The sequence below is a fragment of the Pseudomonas sp. BLCC-B112 genome (genome assembly GCF_028550695.1).
GTDB lineage: Bacteria > Pseudomonadota > Gammaproteobacteria > Pseudomonadales > Pseudomonadaceae > Aquipseudomonas > Aquipseudomonas danubii.
The window spans coordinates 98637-115880 of record NZ_JAQQGK010000007.1 but is presented as its reverse complement, the minus strand read 5'-3'; the positions used below and the strand labels follow the sequence as shown (position 1 = coordinate 115880).

Below are 17244 nucleotides of genomic sequence, written 5' to 3'. Positions count from 1 at the left end.
GGATCGCGCGCGATATACCCCGCATTTGACGAGATAACCAGAACATTCTGTCAATCGATGGGTTATGGCCTTTCTATTTATCTTTCAAATGTTTAGTCACTAGCCTCTAGCAGGCGCACCGAGATGCGCCTTATATAACTAGAGGAATTCAACATGACCGCTTCTCTTGGCCTTGGGAGTTTTTCCCAGCGACGCGTACTGGGCGTGCTTGCCGCCAGTCTGCTTTCCCTTTCCGTACAGGCCGCCACGCTGACCCGCGACAATGGCGCGGCAGTGGGCGATAACCAGAATTCACAGACCGCAGGCGCCACCGGCCCGGTGTTGCTGCAAGATGTGCAACTGATCCAGAAACTTCAGCGTTTTGATCGCGAGCGCATTCCAGAGCGCGTGGTACACGCCCGTGGCACCGGCGCCCACGGCACCTTCACCGTCACCGACAACCTCAGCGACCTGACCCGTGCCAAGGTGTTTGCCGCCGACGAGGTGACCCCGGTATTCGTGCGTTTCTCGTCGGTGGTGCATGGCAACCACTCCCCGGAAACCTTGCGTGATCCACGGGGTTTCGCCACCAAGTTCTATACCGCAGAGGGGAACTGGGACCTGGTCGGCAACAACTTCCCGACCTTCTTCATTCGCGATGCCATCAAGTTCCCGGATATGGTGCACGCGTTCAAACCCGATCCGCGTACCAATCTGGATGATGACTCGCGACGTTTTGATTTCTTCTCTCATGTTCCCGAAGCCACTCGCACATTGACCGAGCTGTATTCCAACTCCGGAACTCCGGCCAGTTACCGGGAAATGGATGGTAATGGGGTGCACGCCTACAAGTTGATCAACGCCAAGGGTGAAGTGCACTACGTGAAGTTTCACTGGAAGAGTCTGCAAGGTCTGAAGAATCTCGATCCGAAACAGGTGGTCGAGGTACAAGGGCGCGATTACAGCCATATGACCCATGACTTGGTAACCCACATTAATAAAGGGGACTTTCCCAAGTGGGACTTGTATGTCCAGGTATTGAAACCCGAAGACTTGGCCAAGTTTGATTTCGACCCGCTGGACGCCACCAAGATCTGGCCGGATGTGCCCGAGCGCAAAGTGGGACAGATGGTGTTGAACCGTAACCCGGCCAACGTCTTCCAAGAGACTGAGCAAGTGGCCATGGCCCCGTCCAACCTGGTACCGGGGATCGAGCCTTCGGAAGACCGCCTGCTGCAAGGCCGGGTGTTCTCCTACGCCGATACCCAGATGTACCGCATCGGCGCCAATGCTCTGCAACTGCCGATCAACGCACCGAAGAACCCGGTGAACAACGGCAACCAGGACGGCGCGATGAACCTGGGTCACACCAGCACGGGGGTCAACTACCAGCCGAGCCGCCTGATGCCCCGCGAAGAGCCGCAAACCGCGCGCTACAGCCAGCTGGCACTGTCGGGCAGCACCCAGCAGGCGAAGATCCAGCGCGAGCAGAACTTCAAGCAGGCCGGTGATCTGTACCGTTCCTTCAGCAAGAAGGAACGCCAGGACCTGATCGACAGCTTCGGCGGCTCCCTGGCCACCACCGATGATGAGAGCAAGCACATCATCCTGTCGTTCCTGTATAAGGCCGACCCGGAGTACGGCACCGGCGTGACCCGCGTGGCCAAGGGCGACCTGACTCGGGTCAAGGCGCTGGCGGCCAAGCTGAGCGATTGATCGAGCGCGTTTCACTCCGTCACGCCCGCCCGGGCGTGACGACTTTTTCCGACAGAGGAGTCGCGCCATGCGTCTTTTTACAGCGCTGCTGTCAGTGGCCTGTTCGTTTGCCGCCTACGCGCAGCCGGCGGCCGAAGCCGCGACCGCCGCCGACCCGGTGGCGGTCAAGGTGCAGCTGGAACAATACTATTTCGATGCCGCCCGCCGGGGCGATGTGGAAATGCTCGACACCTTTATCGAGGCCGGTTACTCCCTCGATACCCAGGATGAAAAGGGCTACACCGCGTTGATCCTCGCCGCTTATCACGGCCAGGGTCCGGCGGTGGAGCGCCTGCTGGACGCCGGCGCCAATGCCTGTGCCCAGGACAAACGCGGCAACACGGCGTTGATGGGGGCGATCTTCAAGGGCGAGGTGCAGATCGCTCGGCGTTTGCTGGCGACCGATTGCAGTCCCGATCAGCGCAATGGCGCCGGGCAGACGGCGGCCATGTACGCCGGGTTGTTCAAGCGGGTCGAACTGTTGGACGCCTTGGCCGCCAAGGGCGCTGACCTGAATGCCGAAGACCCGCTGGGCAATAGCGTCACGCGGCTGGCCAGCGGGCAGATACGCACCACGGCGCCGCGCTGATCGGTTCCAGCTGAGCTATCATCGCGGTTTTTGCCGGGGGTTCAGATGGCCAAGGCCAAGCGCATGTACGGCTGCACCGAGTGCGGCTCCACCTTTCCCAAATGGGCCGGGCAATGTGGCGAGTGCGGGGCCTGGAACACCCTGACCGAGACCATGATCGAAAGCGGTGGTGCCGCGGCTCCCGCCGGGCGCACTGGCTGGGCCGGGCAACAGGCGCAGATCAAGACCCTGGCAGAAGTCAGCGTCGAGGAAATTCCACGTTTCTCCACCGCTTCCGGCGAGCTCGACCGAGTGCTGGGCGGCGGCCTGGTGGACGGCTCGGTGGTGCTGATCGGTGGTGATCCGGGGATCGGCAAGTCGACCATCCTGCTGCAGACCCTGTGCAACATCGCCACGCGCATGCCGGCCTTGTACGTCACCGGCGAGGAGTCTCAGCAGCAGGTGGCGATGCGCGCCCGGCGCCTGGGCCTGCCCCAGGATCAGTTGCGGGTGATGACCGAGACCTGCATCGAAACCATCATCGCCACCGCTCGGGTGGAAAAACCCAAGGTCATGGTGATCGACTCGATCCAGACCATCTTCACCGAACAGCTGCAATCGGCTCCGGGCGGCGTGTCCCAGGTGCGCGAGAGCGCCGCCTTGCTGGTGCGTTACGCCAAGCAGAGCGGCACGGCGATTTTCCTGGTGGGCCACGTGACCAAGGAAGGCGCCCTGGCCGGGCCGCGGGTGCTGGAGCACATGGTCGACACCGTGCTGTATTTCGAGGGCGAGTCTGACGGTCGCCTGCGGTTGCTGCGGGCGGTGAAGAACCGTTTTGGTGCGGTCAATGAGCTGGGTGTGTTCGGCATGACCGACCGCGGTTTGAAGGAGGTGTCCAACCCTTCGGCGATTTTCCTCACTCGGGCCCAGGAAGAAGTGCCCGGCAGCGTGGTAATGGCGACCTGGGAGGGGACCCGGCCGATGCTGGTGGAAGTCCAGGCGCTGGTGGATGACAGCCACCTGGCCAATCCGCGCCGGGTCACCCTGGGCCTGGATCAGAACCGCCTGGCCATGCTGCTGGCGGTGCTGCACCGCCACGGCGGGATTCCGACCCATGACCAGGACGTGTTCCTCAACGTGGTGGGTGGGGTCAAGGTGCTGGAAACTGCCTCCGACCTGGCGTTGATGGCCGCCGTGATGTCGAGCTTGCGCAATCGTCCGCTGCCCCATGACTTGCTGGTGTTCGGTGAAGTCGGCCTGTCCGGTGAAGTGCGTCCGGTGCCCAGCGGCCAGGAGCGTTTGAAAGAGGCCGCCAAGCACGGCTTCAAACGGGCCATCGTGCCCAAGGGCAATGCGCCGAAAGAGTCGCCGCCGGGCTTGAAGATCATTGCCGTGACCCGCCTGGAACAGGCGTTGGATGCGCTCTTCGAATAAATCGAGCTGGGCTCTCATGGAAGGAAGCAGGTAATGGGCATGACAAAGTTGAAGGGCTGGTGGCTGGGCCTCAGCCTGCTGTGTGGCAGCGGCTTTGCCGTGGCGCAGCCGAGCGAGGTGCCCGAGGGCTATCGCGTGGCCCAGCAAGTGCTGGTGGGCGATGGCTCGCTGCTGGAGGTGCTGGAGGATGTGCGCATCACGCCGCAACTGCATGCCGACAGCTGGGGCAATGGCTTGGACGCCGACAGCTTTGCCCAATCCGAGGACGATCACCCGACCACGCCCTTGGGCGCTCAGGTGCGCCTGGTTTCCGACGGTGGCGAGGTGCTTGCGCAGAGGTCCTTGGGCTATCCCCTGGCCACGGTGGAAAAGGCGCCGCTCAACGGCCTGCCATCGCCGGCGTTTTTCCTCACTGTCGACCAGACCGCCCCCATGGGCAGCTACAGCGGTCCGGCCACACAAGTGCTGATGCCGCAGCAGAGTCAGCTGGACTCGGTGCTCTATCTGGGGGAAGAAGGGGAAAGGCAGCCGCTGGTGTTCGCCCAGACTGGCAAGGCGGCGTGGCGGATCGTGCCGTCCCGGGAGGGGGGCACCGAAAGCATCCAGCAGGTGTCATCGGCGTCGTCGATGGAGAACGAAGAGTTCATCACCACCTATCGCACCTTCCGTTATGTCGACGGCCAATGGACAGTATCGTCACGGCAGCAAGCGGGTTACTGGGACATGGAAAGCGACTTTCCCGAACCCGCGCTGTTCCCCTGAATACTGGTGCCTTTGATCAAATACTGATCAGCGCACCCAGTTCCCGCTCCAACTCCTCGGGGTCCCCCAGGTTCAGCTCGATCAACCTCCTGAGGTGTTCGATGGACTCCAGGCCGATGTGCAGGCAGACGAAGCCCAACTGACCGTTATGGTCGTGGGCCAGTTGCACATTCATACGCACGTCGGCATCGAGGCCCAGGTGAATATCGGCTTCGAAGGGGCGGCTGGGATCTCCGAGCCAGGGATCGGGGCGTTCGATCAACAGTCCCTTGAGGGACAGGTCCAGCAGCCGCACCGGCCAGCGGTGGGTGCCTTGACTCAGTTCAGTCGTGGCATCGAAGGCGATGCGTTTGAAGCGTCGGCGTTCGGCGTGTTGCTCGCTCATGGGCTGGCCCTCTGCGTGGTGCACTGACTATAGACCCCGGTTTATTACTGTCGCTACAAAGCCATCGGACCGCAAAAAAAATGCAATGCCGCCGTGCTCGCGGCTTGCCGGACGAATGGGGCTGATTCAGGGTTTTGTGGCGGTGCGCCTGGCGCAGAAAAATTTCCAAAAAAATGCCGCTCATAAGATAAAAGAAGGCTCTAGACCAACGTGGGGGGTGGTCTTTGAGAACAGTAGCGCTACACTCGAAATGCTGTTTTTCTATCCCCCTGGCCGGAATAAAAAAATGAAAAATAATAATAGCCTGCTGCGCCATGTCCCTTGGCTGCTGCTGGCAATCGTAGGAGCGTGCGCCCTCGGCGTAGTTGCATTGCGTCGCGGCGAGGCGATCAACGCCTTGTGGATTGTGGTGGCCGCGGTGGCCATCTATCTGGTGGCGTACCGGTACTACAGTCTGTTCATTGCCAATAATGTGATGCAGCTGGACCCGCGTCGGGCCACTCCCGCCGTGCTCAACAATGACGGTCTGGACTATGTGCCGACCAACAAACACATTCTCTTCGGTCACCACTTCGCGGCCATTGCCGGCGCCGGCCCTTTGGTGGGCCCGGTCCTGGCGGCGCAGATGGGCTACCTGCCCGGCACCCTGTGGCTGATTGCCGGGGTGGTCCTGGCCGGTGCGGTTCAGGACTTCATGGTGCTGTTCCTGTCCACCCGGCGTAACGGCCGTTCCCTGGGCGACATGGTCCGTGAGGAAATGGGGCGTATTCCCGGCACCATTGCGCTGTTCGGCTGCTTCCTGATCATGATCATCATCCTCGCGGTGCTGGCGCTGATCGTGGTCAAGGCCCTGGCCGAGAGCCCGTGGGGCATCTTCACGGTGATGGCGACCATTCCGATCGCGGTGTTCATGGGCGTGTACATGCGCTACATCCGCCCGGGCCGCATCGGCGAGATTTCGTTGATCGGCGTTCTATTGCTGCTGGGTTCCATCTGGCTGGGGGGGCAGGTGGCCGCCGATCCGGTCTGGGGCAAGATGTTTACCTTCACCGGCATCCAGATCACCTGGATGCTGATCGGCTACGGTTTTGTCGCCGCGGTGCTGCCGGTGTGGCTGATCCTGGCGCCCCGTGACTATCTGTCGACCTTCCTCAAGATCGGTACCATCATCGCCCTGGCGATTGGCATCCTGATCACCATGCCCGAGCTGAAAATGCCGGCCCTGACCCAGTTCACCGATGGCACTGGCCCGGTATGGAAAGGCGGCCTGTTCCCGTTCCTGTTCATCACCATCGCTTGTGGCGCGGTGTCGGGCTTTCATGCGTTGATCTCCTCGGGGACCACGCCCAAGCTGCTGGATAACGAAACCAACGCCCGCTACATCGGCTACGGCGGCATGCTCATGGAGTCCTTCGTGGCGATCATGGCCATGGTCGCGGCTTCGGTGATCGAGCCTGGCGTTTACTTCGCCATGAACAGCCCGGCGGCCATCGTCGGCGGCGACGTGGTGGCCGTGGCCCAGACCGTCAGCAGCTGGGGCTTTGTCATCAGCCCGGAACAATTGCAGGCGGTGGCCAAGGACATCGGTGAAAACACCATCCTGGCCCGTGCCGGTGGGGCACCGACCCTGGCGGTGGGTATCGCGCAGATCCTCCACCAAGTACTGCCGGGTGAGAACACCATGGCGTTCTGGTACCACTTCGCGATCCTGTTCGAAGCCCTGTTCATTCTGACCGCTGTGGATGCCGGTACCCGTGCCGGTCGTTTCATGCTCCAGGATTTGCTGGGGTCTTTCGTTCCAGCGCTCAAACGCACTGAATCCTGGACCGCCAACCTGATTGCTACCGCCGGTTGCGTGTCCCTGTGGGGCTACCTGCTGTACCAGGGCGTGATCGATCCGCTGGGCGGCATCAACACCTTGTGGCCGCTGTTCGGCATCTCCAACCAGATGCTGGCCGGTATTGCCCTGATGCTGGGCACCGTGGTCCTGATCAAGATGAAGCGCCAGCGCTACATCTGGGTCACCCTGCTGCCGGCTGTCTGGCTGCTGATCTGCACCACGACTGCGGGCTTCATCAAGCTGTTCGACGCCAACCCGGCGATCGGCTTCCTGTCGCTGGCGAAGAAATACAGCGATGCGATGGCCAATGGTCAGATCCTCGCTCCGGCCAAGGACATCACGCAGATGCAGCACGTGATCTTCAACGCCTACACCAACGCGACCCTGACTGCCTTGTTCCTGCTGGTGGTGTTCAGCATCCTGTTCTACGCGCTCAAGGTCGGTATCGCGGCTTGGGGCAGCAAGGAGCGTACGGATAAAGAATCGCCCTACCAGGCTGTGCCTGACGCGTAACCCGAGGATTGCAACCATGTTCAATGACCTGAGTCGCCTCGGTAAATACCTCGGTCAGGCCGCGCGCCTGATGGTCGGCATGCCCGACTACGACAACTACGTCGAGCATATGCAAACCAAGCACCCGGACAAGCCAGTGATGTCGTACGAGGCGTTCTTCCGTGAACGCCAGGAAGCCCGGTACGGCGGCAAGGGCGGTCCGAAGTGCTGTTGAAGTACAGCGTGTAAGCCACACCCATGTAGGAGCCGGCTGCTCGGCGATAGCGCTCTGATTGACGCCATCGTCGGCCAGCCGGCTCCTACGTTTTTATGCGTGGGAGATCCTGTTTTGCAAAATCCTATTCCCGTCACCGTGCTCAGCGGTTTCCTCGGCGCCGGCAAGACCACTTTGCTGCGTCATCTGCTCAAGGCCGAGCACGGTTTGAAGATCGCCGTGATCGAGAATGAGTTCAGTGATGCCGGTATCGACACCCAGCTGCTGGGGGACGAGCCGGTCCAGGTCATGACCCTGTCCAATGGCTGTGTCTGCTGCACCATCCACACCGACCTGACCAAGGCCCTGTATCTGCTGCTGGAGCGCCTGGACAGTGGCGAGATCGCCTTTGATCGACTGGTGATCGAGTGCACCGGATTGGCCGACCCGGCTCCGGTGGCGCAGACCTTTTTCATTGATGAAGAGTTACGTGAGCGCTACATCCTCGACGGCATCATTACCCTGGTGGATGCCAAGCACGCCGAGTTCCACCTGACCCAGACCATCGCCCAGGCGCAGATCGGCTTTGCCGACCGGCTGCTGGTGAGCAAGCGCGACCTGGTGGATGAGCAGACCTTCGAGGCCCTCAGCCAGCGCCTGACGCGGATCAACCGCCGGGCGCCGATTCGCCTGGTGGAGCACGGCCGGATCGATCTGGCGGAACTGCTGGATGTGCGGGGCTTCAACTTGAATGCTGATCTGGGCGGCGGCATCAGCCTGCGTCCGGTGAGCCCGGCACCCTCGGTGGATCGGATTTCCAGCCTGGTGCTGCGCACTGAACAGGCCCTGGACCTGGATCGCCTCAGCGAGTTCATGAATGAGCTGCTGGAGGATCATGGCAAGCAATTGTTGCGTTACAAGGGCGTGCTGAACGTGATCGACGAGCCACGGCGCATGGTGTTCCAGGGCGTGCTCAAGCTTTACGGCTTTGACTGGGATACCGAATGGGCTGAGGGCGAGGCGCGGGAGAGTGTGATGGTGTTCATTGCCGACGATCTGCCGGAAGAGAAGATCCGGCAGGGCTTCGAGAAGATGCTGGGGGGCTGAAGTCCTCGCTGGCCAGTCGACTCCTACAGGTCGGCGGGCGCTGTGCCTAGCAGGCGTTGTTCCAGGTGATCCAGGTGGCGGTTCATCAGGGCTTCGGCCTTTTCTACATCAGCCGCCTGTAGCGCATCGATGATCGTCGCGTGCTCTTGCCAGGCGCAGCAGTGGCGGGCGCGGCCTTCAAACTGGGCGATGGCCAGGGAGGTCAGCGGCACCAGGCTGCCGAGAAACTGCGCCAGTGGGGCGTTGCCGGCCACTTCAGCCAGTTGCAGGTGGAACTCCCCGGACAGGCGAATGGCCGGGCCGCGTTGGTCGCGCTCAATGGCTTCACGTTCCCGGGCGATCAACTGTCGCAGGGACTGCAACTGGCGTCGGGGTTGCTGGCAGGCCAGGCGCACCAGGGTGATTTCCGTCAGGCGCCGGGCGTGCAGGATCTGCCGGGTCTGTTCCAGGTCAGGAGCCGCGACCTGGGGGCGGTAATTGGGCCGCAGGATCACCACTTGCTGGTGGGACAAGCGCGCCAGAACCTGGCGGATGATGCTGCGGCTGACGCCGAAGGCCTGCCCGAGGCTGTCTTCGGTGAAGCGGCTGCCGGGGGCGATGCGCTGCTCGAGAATGGCGTCGAAGATCTGCGGATAGACATCATCGACCAGCAGTTTTTTTTCGCCGCACTGACGCCGAGGCAGGCTGGCCACCAGGGTGAAGGGGTTGTTTTTCAGGGCGTAGCTGACCATGGCCTGTCTCCAGTCCAGTTGCTGACTCGGGGGTTGATTACAGGGCGTTGGAGCCCAGGTGATCGTCCGGAATATTCAGTTCGATGCCCATGCGCTGGCCTTCCTGGAGGATGTGCCGACGCATCTCGGCGCTGGCCAGGGCGCTGTTCTTGTTGCGGATCGCCCGCACCACGGCTTCATTCTCTTCCAGGCGTTCGGCCAGGTGCTCCGGCGAATTACGCAGGATCTGCGCACTTTGCTTGAGGGCATTGCTGGTCTGTTGCACCACGTTCTGGAAGATCGGGTTGCTGGTCAGGGTGAACAGTTCCTCGTGGAAGGCGATGTAGGCATTGACCCCGGCTTCGCTGTCATTGGCCTCTAGGGCTTCGCGCATGTCCATCAGGGTCAGGCGCAGCTGGCCGACTTCCTTGCTGCTGATGGATTGCGCCACCAGCCCGACGATGAAGGGCTCCAGGGTGTAGCGCAGTTGCAGCACGTCCTCGAGGCTGGCGCCGGCCACGCTGCGCTCGGCACCCTGGGCTTCGCCCTGGGGCGCATCCAGCACCACCACGCCCTTGCCAGGCATGGAGCGCACCAGGCCCAGGGTTTCCAGGACGATCACCGCTTCGCGCAGGCTGGGGCGGCTAATGCCCAGTTGCTCGGCCAATTCACGTTGCCCGGGCAGCATGTCGCCGGAGCGCCACTGGCCTCGGGCAAGGGCCGCCCGGAGCTTTTCTACCACTGAATTCACAACCGTTGACGAGCTGATCACTGTTGACTCCATGAGCTATCGGTAGCGCGCTGTTGCCGCGCTGATTGTTGTGCCTGCCGTCGGCAGGCACAAGGTTGGATCAAAATTCCTGCTGGTGGGCACCGGCCACCGGTTTTCGCGCCTGGAAGGTATAGCCCTGTTGACCACTGAGCACCTTGTTGGCCCGTTGCACGTCGATGTCCTTTTCCCAGCGGGCGATGGCCACGGTGGCCACGCAGTTGCCGATCAGGTTGGTCAGGGCGCGACCGATGCCCATGAACCAGTCCACTGCCAGCACCAGCACCAGGCCCACCACCGGAATTGCCGGGATCGCGGTCAGGGTCGCCGCCAGGATCACCAGGGCCGAACCGGGAATGCCATGGGCGCCCTTGGAGGTGATCAGCGACACCAGGAGGATGGTCAACAGGTCCGACATGGACAACGGCGTGCCGGTGGCATTGGCGATGAAGACGATGGCCAGGGTCAGGTAGATGGAGAAACCATCCAGGTTGAACGAGTAGCCGGTGGGAATCACCAGGCCCACGGTGGAGCTGCCAATGCCCAGGTGCTCCAGCTTGCGCATGATCTGCGGCAGGACGGCGTCGGAGGAGGCGGTGCCGAGAACGATCAGCAACTCTTCGCGCAGGTATTTGAGGAAGGGCAGCATGCGCAGGCCCGACAGACGCATGACCAGGCCGAGGATCAGCGCGACGAAGGCGACGCAAGTCAGGTAGAACAGGCCCACCAGGCTGCCCAGGTGCTGCAGCGAATCCAGACCGTATTTGCTGGTGGTGAAGGCGATGGCGCCGAACACACCGATGGGCGCCAGGCGCACGATCATGCCCATGATGCGGAAGATCACGTGGCTCAGTTCATTGATCAGCCGGGAGATGCCCGAGGCGGCTTCGCCTACCAGGTTCAGGGCACTGCCGAACAGCACCGAGAACAGCAGCACCTGGAGGATATTGTTCTCGGCAAAGGCACCGATCACCGAGGTGGGAATCAGGTCCATGAGGAACTGGGTGGTGGTGTGCATGTGCTGGCCGCGTTGGGCGATATCGCCCATGTCGGCGGTGGACAGCTGCTCCAGGTGAATATTGGCGCCGCTGCCGATGCCGGTGCTGAAGGCCATGACCAGGCCGATCACCAGGGCGATGGTGGTGAGTATTTCGAAGTAGATCACTGATTTGAGGCCGATGCGGCCGACCTTCTTCAGGTCGCCGGCGCCGGAGATGCCGCTGACCACCACGCAGAACACGATCAGGCCGATGAGCATCTTGATCAGCTTGATGAAGCCGTCGCCCAGTGGTTTGAGTTGTGAGGAGTATTCGGGGAGGGTGAGTCCGCACACGATGCCGAGCATCAGTCCGAGCACAACCTGGAGGAAAATCGAACGCGAGCACCATCTGAGCATGGGGAGGAATCCTGGTCGGTGTCCTGTCTGCCGTGTGCGGGGGAGCACAGCGGATGGAGGACTTAATTATTGTGGTCTTACCGGTATGTCCAGTGCAGGCGCAGTCTACGCTCGGGTTTTATGGGTTTACAAGATGCTGAACGAAAATTGGCTTTACCGGTCTGACCAGTGGTTTTTCCTCCCCAGGCCACTGTAGCCGCTGCCGTAGGCTGCGATCGGCCGGAACGGCCGCCCGAGTATCTTGCGTTCGCAAGACCTCGCAGGCTCCTTTCAGCGCCTGGTGCGGCGGCCATCCAGGCACAAAAAAGCCCGGCGCTGGGCCGGGCTTTTTCTGTTGCGGTCTGCGGGCTGATTAAGCGCCGTACACCGGCAGCTTCTTGCAGATGGCCTTGACCTTCTCACGCACGGCGTCGATCACCGCTTCGTTGTTCAGGTCCGCCAGGATGTCGCAGATCCAGCCGGCCAGTTCCTTGCACTCTGCTTCCTTGAAGCCACGGGTGGTCACAGCCGGAGTACCGAAGCGCAGGCCGGAGGTGACGAACGGGGAACGTGGATCGTTAGGCACGGAGTTCTTGTTCACGGTGATGAACGCTTTGCCCAGAGCGGCGTCGGCGTCTTTACCGGAGATGTCCTGCTTGATCAGCGACAGCAGGAACAGGTGGTTCTTGGTACCACCGGAAACCACGTCGAAACCGCGGGCGATGAACACTTCGGCCATGGCTTGGGCGTTCTTCACCACTTGTTCCTGGTAGGCCTTGAACTCAGGCTGCAGCGCTTCCTTGAAGCAGATCGCTTTAGCGGCGATCACGTGCTCCAGCGGGCCACCCTGGGCGCCCGGGAATACCGCGGAGTTCAGCTTCTTCTCGATGTCGGCGTTGGCGCGAGCCAGGATCAGGCCGCCACGTGGACCGCGCAGGGTCTTGTGGGTGGTGGTGGTGACCACGTCGGCGAATGGCACTGGGTTCGGGTAGACGCCAGCGGCGACCAGACCGGCCACGTGGGCCATGTCGACGAACAGGTAGGCACCGACCTTGTCAGCGATTTCGCGGAAACGCGGGAAGTCGAGGATCTGCGAGTAGGCGGAGAAACCGGCCACGATCATTTTCGGCTTGTGCTCGACGGCCAGGCGCTCGACTTCGTCGTAGTCGATCAGGCCGTTGGCGTCGATGCCGTACTGAACAGCGTTGTACAGCTTGCCGGAGGAGGAAACGGCAGCACCGTGGGTCAGGTGACCACCGTGGGCCAGGCTCATGCCCAGGATGGTGTCGCCGCCTTGCAGCAGGGCCAGGTAGACCGCTGCGTTGGCTTGGGAGCCGGCGTGTGGCTGGACGTTGGCGTAGTCGGCGCCGAACAGCTCCTTGGCGCGATCAATGGCCAGTTGCTCAACCACGTCGACGTATTCGCAACCGCCGTAGTAGCGCTTGCCTGGGTAGCCTTCGGCGTATTTGTTGGTCAGTACCGAGCCTTGAGCTTCCATCACCGCTGGGCTGGTGTAGTTTTCCGAAGCGATCAGCTCAATGTGCTCTTCCTGACGCTGAGCTTCTTGCTCCATGGCGGCAAAGAGATCGGCGTCGTACTTGGCAATAGTCAAATCACGGCTGAACATGGCGGTCCTCAAGGATCGGGGGGCAGAAAGGGGAGGCATTCTAACCCAATGGGTTTTAGATGGCATATGAAAGGACATCATGTCGCATAGAAGCAGCGTTCAAGTGACGAGCAGCAAGCCGCAAGCAGAAAACCGCCATGCTTTCTTGCCGCTGGTCGCTTGAAGCTTGCCACTGCTTCTAGTCGAACATGAACAGGGCGTCGTTGCTGAACTGCGCTTCGAAGCGGTTGGCTGGCATCGGCCGGCCGAACAGGTAGCCCTGGACCTCGTCGCAGCCGTGTTCGCGCAGGAACTCCAGCTGCTCGTGGGTTTCCACGCCCTCGGCGATTACCGCCAGGTTAAGGCTGTGGGCCATGGCGATAATGGCGCGGGCGATCTGCGCATCCTGCTCGCCGGACGGCAGGCCGTCGACGAAGGTGCGGTCGATCTTCAGCACGTCGATGGGGAACTGCTTGAGGTAGTTCAGCGATGAATAGCCGGTGCCGAAGTCGTCCACCGCGATGCTCAGGCCTAGATTCTTCAGGCCGTCGAGAATCTGCATCGCCTCGCTGACTTCGCGCATCAGGATACTTTCGGTGAGCTCCAGCTCCAGGCACGCCGGCGGCAGGCCGGTGTCCTTGAGGATGGTGGCGATGCGCATGCCCAGCTGGCCGTCGGAGAACTGCCGCGCGGAAATGTTCACCGAGACCTTCGGCACCCGCACCTTGGCCTGGTGCCAGGACTTGAGCTGGCGGCAGGCTTCGCTGATTACCCAGTCGCCCACATCCACCACCAGGCCCAGTTCTTCCAGGACCGGAATGAAATCGCCCGGCGGCACCAGCCCGCGGCGCGGATGACGCCAGCGCAGCAGCGCCTCGGCACCGGTCAGGCGTTTGCCGTCGCCGCTGAACTGCGGCTGGTAATAGAGCACGAACTCTTCCTGTTCCAGGGCGTGGCGCAGGTCGCTTTCCAGCTCCAGGCGCTCCAGGGCACTGGCGTTCATGTCGGCCTGGTAGAACTGGAAGTTGTTCTTGCCGCGCTCCTTGGCGTGGTACATCGCGGTGTCGGCGTTCTTCATCAGCTGGCTCAGTTCTTTGCCGTCCTGAGGGCTCAGGGCGATGCCGATACTGGCGGTGACGAAGAACTCCCGACCTTCGAGGACGAAGGGCTTGACCAGGCTGGCGAGGATCTTCTCGGCCACATTGATGGCCCGGTTCAGGGCGATCTCGCGGCTGGCGCGCGGTTGCAGGAGCAGGGTGAATTCGTCGCCACCCATGCGCGCCACGGTGTCGTCATCGTCGACGCAACCCAACAGGCGGGTGGCCATTTCCTTGAGCATGCGATCGCCCGCCGCGTGGCCCAGGGAGTCGTTGATCGGCTTGAAACGGTCCAGATCGAGGAACATCAGCACCACCCAGGACTTCTGCCGCTCCGCCGATTGCAGCGCGGTGTGCAGACGGTCCTGGAACAGGGTGCGGTTGGGCAGGTGGGTCAGGGCGTCGTAGTAGGCCAGGCGGTGAATCCGCTGTTCACTGGCCTTGCGCTCGCTGATGTCGCTGAAGAAGCATACGTAGCTGGCCAGGTCGCCTTCATCGTCGAGCACCGCAGTGATGCCGACCCAGGCCGGGTAGTGCTCGCCATTGCGGCGCTTGAGCCAGACTTCGCCTTCCCAACTGCTGTGCTGGTGCAACTGCTTGAGCACATAGCGCAGGTGGGCTTCCTGCTGGTCGTCGACGGTGAGCATGTTCGGCAACTGGTCAAGCACCTGGGACACCGCGTAGCCGCTGACCCGGCTGAAGGCTTCGTTGGCCTGGACGATGTAGCCGGCAGGGTCGGTGATCAGGATCGCCGAGGTCGAGTGCTCGAATACCGTGGCCGCCATGCGCAGGTCTTTTTCCGCCCGGCGTTGCTGGCTGATATCGCGGCCAACCCCGAGCACGCCCTCGAAGGCGCCGTGTTCGTCCCACACCAGGACCAGGCGCAGTTCGATGGGGATCTTGCGCCCATCGGCTCGCAGGCAGTCGAACAGGAACAGCTGGGTCTGCACCTGGCTGCGCAATTGCGCCAGTTGCTCGGGTTTGTCCAGGGCCTTGCTGACCCGGTCCATCAGGGTGTAAATGCCGGCCAGTTGCTGTGGGTTGGCGATGGTGGACTGCCAGCCATTCTGGAAGATCCACTCCACGTCGTAGCCGAGCACCGCATGCACCGAGGGGCTGACGTAGTTCAGCGACAGCTTGTTGTCAGTGGAGAAGATCACGTCGCTGATGCTTTCGGCGAGCATGCGGTAGCGCTGTTCGCTGTCACGCAGCGACTCGCTGGCCTCGATCTGGTCGGTGATGTCCTTGGCCACGCCGATGATTCGCGTCACCTGGTCGTAGCGATCCCGGGCCAGGGCCTGTTCGCGGATCTCGAAGCGCCGCCACTGGCCGCTGCGGTGGCGAAAGCGCAGTTGGCATTGCAGGAGCTGGGCGTAGGCCGAGTGGCGCTGTTCCTGGCGCAGGCGGTGATAGAGGTCGGCGTCTTCCGGGTGCAGGAGGATTTCCCAGAAGTACTCGCCCATCTGGTGCAGTTCGGTCTTGTTGTAGCCGAGGGTCTGGCCCAGGTGGTGGTTGCTGAAGATCATCCGTTGGCTGATCACGTCCTGCACATACAGGTGATCGGGCACGGTGCGCACCACGTCCGACCAGAAACCTTCGCGCTCCAGCAGCGACAGCTCGATCAGCTTGCGGCTGGTGATGTCGCTGATGCTGAGGATCACTGCGCTGTAATCCTCAGTCGCTTCCGGCAGGCGCAGCACCAGCCATAGATGCTGGTCATTGCCCTGGGCGTCGCTGAGCTTGATCTCCAGTTCCAACTGTTTCTGCTGGTTGACCACGGCTTCCAGTAACTGGCCGCCGATGGCGTTGCCGTTCTTCGGGCAGCCTTCGATCAGTAGCTGCCAGGCCTGGTCGCTGGATTCGACATTGAGCAGGCGCAGCGCCACCTGATTGACTTCGGTGATGCGCAATTCTTTCAGCAACTGGCGACGGTGGTCCGGATGGCTGGATTGCCAGCGCTTGAGCTGCTCGCTGTTGTGTAAATGGTGTTGGCCGAGCAGGTCCGGGAGCCCGGAGATATCCAGGACGCAGAGGGCGACCCCTGTGCCCTCGAAAATATCCTGATAGCGTCGCCGGCCCTCGTGGAGCTGGCGTTGGCGCCGACGCATGTTGAGCAGGGCAATCACCGGCAGCAGGGAGAACGCCAGGCCCAGCAGGCACTTGCCGATAAAGGCCGGCAGCAGTTCCTCGATCACCGCCCGTTGGTCGAACAGCCCGCGCAGTTGCCAGTCGCTATTGTTCAAAGGCACCAGCAGCACACTGCTGGCCATCTCGTCGGGGTCCAGCATGCCTGGGGTCGGGGCGCTGCGTTCGTCGCGCTTGATCACCTGTCGGCTCAGGCGATTCTCGATCACCCAGGTCGGCTTGAAACTTTCCTCGCTTTGCCGCACCAGGGTCTGCAGGAAACTGGGGGACATGCGCAGTATCCAGAAACTGCGAGTCGAGCCACTGGCCTGGTGCAGCAAGACATGCACCACTGAACCGTCGGCAGGATTGCTGTAGTAATAGCGCTGGGAACGGCTGCGCTGGACCAGTTCGGCGAGCCAGAGAGCATCCTGACTGTCGGTGGCGCTGTCGCTGAGGATCTGCCCCTGGCTGTCCAGCAGAGCGAAACTGCGGACGTCCGGCAGGGAGCGCTTGAGCTTTTGCAGCAGTTGCTGTTGTTGCTGGCTGTCTTGGGGGGCTTCGACGGTCGGTAGCAGATTGAGGGCGATCTGGGCATTGAGCGCCAGGTTCAGGCTCAGGTGGTCGGCCAGATCGGCGCTGTAGTCGATGGCGTGCTGGCGCTGGTCCTTGCGGGTTTGCTGCAGTTGATCGAGCAGTTGCCAGAACAACAGGGCCAGGAGCAATAGCACCAGCGTCGCCAGTGCGCCTTTGAGTGTGCCCCGCAAAGGAAGGGCCGACGCGGAGGCTTTAGCGCGCGCGGGCTGTGGCGAAATGACGTTGGACAAGCTGTGATCCTGCGGTTTGGCTGGGCTGGCGCGACGTGCACTATAAGCCGGACGCCCGAAGGGCGGCTAGCATGCCTTGAGTTGTGGCAAAGTGCCAGTCCCGCTTGGCTGGACCTGGATCGTGCATTGAGGTAGTTTTGCCGGTTACGCGGGAGCGTTCCAGCTCCAAACAATCAGGCTTTTTCCGCCCGTCGGTATTG

The 17244-nt window shown here is 62.0% G+C and carries 13 protein-coding genes; 7 read left to right on the top strand and 6 right to left on the bottom strand.

Annotated features, from left to right (window positions below; all coding sequences use genetic code 11):
• Positions 1–153: 153 nt before the first annotated feature.
• The 4 genes from PQT43_RS19750 to PQT43_RS19735 all read left to right on the top strand — a co-directional run bounded on the left by PQT43_RS19750 (position 154) and on the right by PQT43_RS19735 (position 4498).
• Positions 154–1695: a catalase gene (locus tag PQT43_RS19750; protein ID WP_267268944.1), complete on the top strand. Its 1542-nt coding sequence runs from the start codon at positions 154–156 to the stop codon at positions 1693–1695.
• A gap of 67 nt (positions 1696–1762) precedes the next feature.
• Complete coding sequence (locus tag PQT43_RS19745) at positions 1763–2323, top strand: ankyrin repeat domain-containing protein (protein ID WP_272754457.1); 561 nt, start codon at positions 1763–1765, stop codon at positions 2321–2323.
• A 45-nt stretch (positions 2324–2368) separates the two neighbouring features.
• Entirely contained in the window at positions 2369–3736 is a 1368-nt protein-coding gene (gene radA / locus PQT43_RS19740) for a DNA repair protein RadA (protein ID WP_025129215.1), read from the top strand.
• Between the two features lie 33 nt (positions 3737–3769).
• Positions 3770–4498: a hypothetical protein gene (locus PQT43_RS19735; RefSeq protein WP_375538621.1), complete on the top strand. Its 729-nt coding sequence runs from the start codon at positions 3770–3772 to the stop codon at positions 4496–4498.
• Between the two features lie 16 nt (positions 4499–4514).
• Here PQT43_RS19735 and PQT43_RS19730 read toward each other — a convergent pair whose 3' ends face one another.
• Positions 4515–4883, bottom strand: coding sequence for a PilZ domain-containing protein (locus PQT43_RS19730; protein ID WP_267268943.1), 369 nt, complete (start codon positions 4881–4883; stop codon positions 4515–4517).
• A gap of 286 nt (positions 4884–5169) precedes the next feature.
• On the opposite strand from PQT43_RS19730, the gene PQT43_RS19725 reads away from it, so the two are divergent.
• The 3 genes from PQT43_RS19725 (at position 5170) to yjiA (ending at position 8536) form a co-directional block, all read left to right on the top strand.
• Positions 5170–7236 carry a carbon starvation CstA family protein gene (locus PQT43_RS19725; RefSeq protein WP_102882272.1) on the top strand — a complete coding sequence of 689 codons (2067 nt, stop codon included), beginning with the start codon at positions 5170–5172 and terminating at the stop codon, positions 7234–7236.
• Positions 7237–7252: 16 nt separating this feature from the next.
• Positions 7253–7450: a YbdD/YjiX family protein gene (locus PQT43_RS19720; protein ID WP_007937254.1), complete on the top strand. Its 198-nt coding sequence runs from the start codon at positions 7253–7255 to the stop codon at positions 7448–7450.
• Positions 7451–7564: 114 nt separating this feature from the next.
• Positions 7565–8536: a GTPase gene (gene yjiA, locus PQT43_RS19715; RefSeq protein WP_102865429.1), complete on the top strand. Its 972-nt coding sequence runs from the start codon at positions 7565–7567 to the stop codon at positions 8534–8536.
• A gap of 23 nt (positions 8537–8559) precedes the next feature.
• Here yjiA and PQT43_RS19710 read toward each other — a convergent pair whose 3' ends face one another.
• The 5 genes from PQT43_RS19710 to PQT43_RS19690 all read right to left on the bottom strand — a co-directional run bounded on the left by PQT43_RS19710 (position 8560) and on the right by PQT43_RS19690 (position 17044).
• Positions 8560–9267, bottom strand: a complete 708-nt coding sequence (locus PQT43_RS19710; RefSeq protein WP_102865430.1) for a GntR family transcriptional regulator — start codon at positions 9265–9267, stop codon at positions 8560–8562.
• Positions 9268–9304: 37 nt separating this feature from the next.
• Positions 9305–10018, bottom strand: coding sequence for a FadR/GntR family transcriptional regulator (locus tag PQT43_RS19705; RefSeq protein ID WP_102882271.1), 714 nt, complete (start codon positions 10016–10018; stop codon positions 9305–9307).
• Positions 10019–10097: 79 nt separating this feature from the next.
• Complete coding sequence (locus tag PQT43_RS19700; RefSeq protein ID WP_102882270.1) at positions 10098–11411, bottom strand: C4-dicarboxylate transporter DctA; 1314 nt, start codon at positions 11409–11411, stop codon at positions 10098–10100.
• Between the two features lie 352 nt (positions 11412–11763).
• Positions 11764–13017: a serine hydroxymethyltransferase gene (gene glyA, locus PQT43_RS19695; RefSeq protein ID WP_102882269.1), complete on the bottom strand. Its 1254-nt coding sequence runs from the start codon at positions 13015–13017 to the stop codon at positions 11764–11766.
• 178 nt (positions 13018–13195) lie between these two features.
• Positions 13196–17044, bottom strand: coding sequence for a sensor domain-containing protein (locus tag PQT43_RS19690; RefSeq protein WP_102882268.1), 3849 nt, complete (start codon positions 17042–17044; stop codon positions 13196–13198).
• Between the last annotated feature and the right edge of the window lie 200 nt (positions 17045–17244).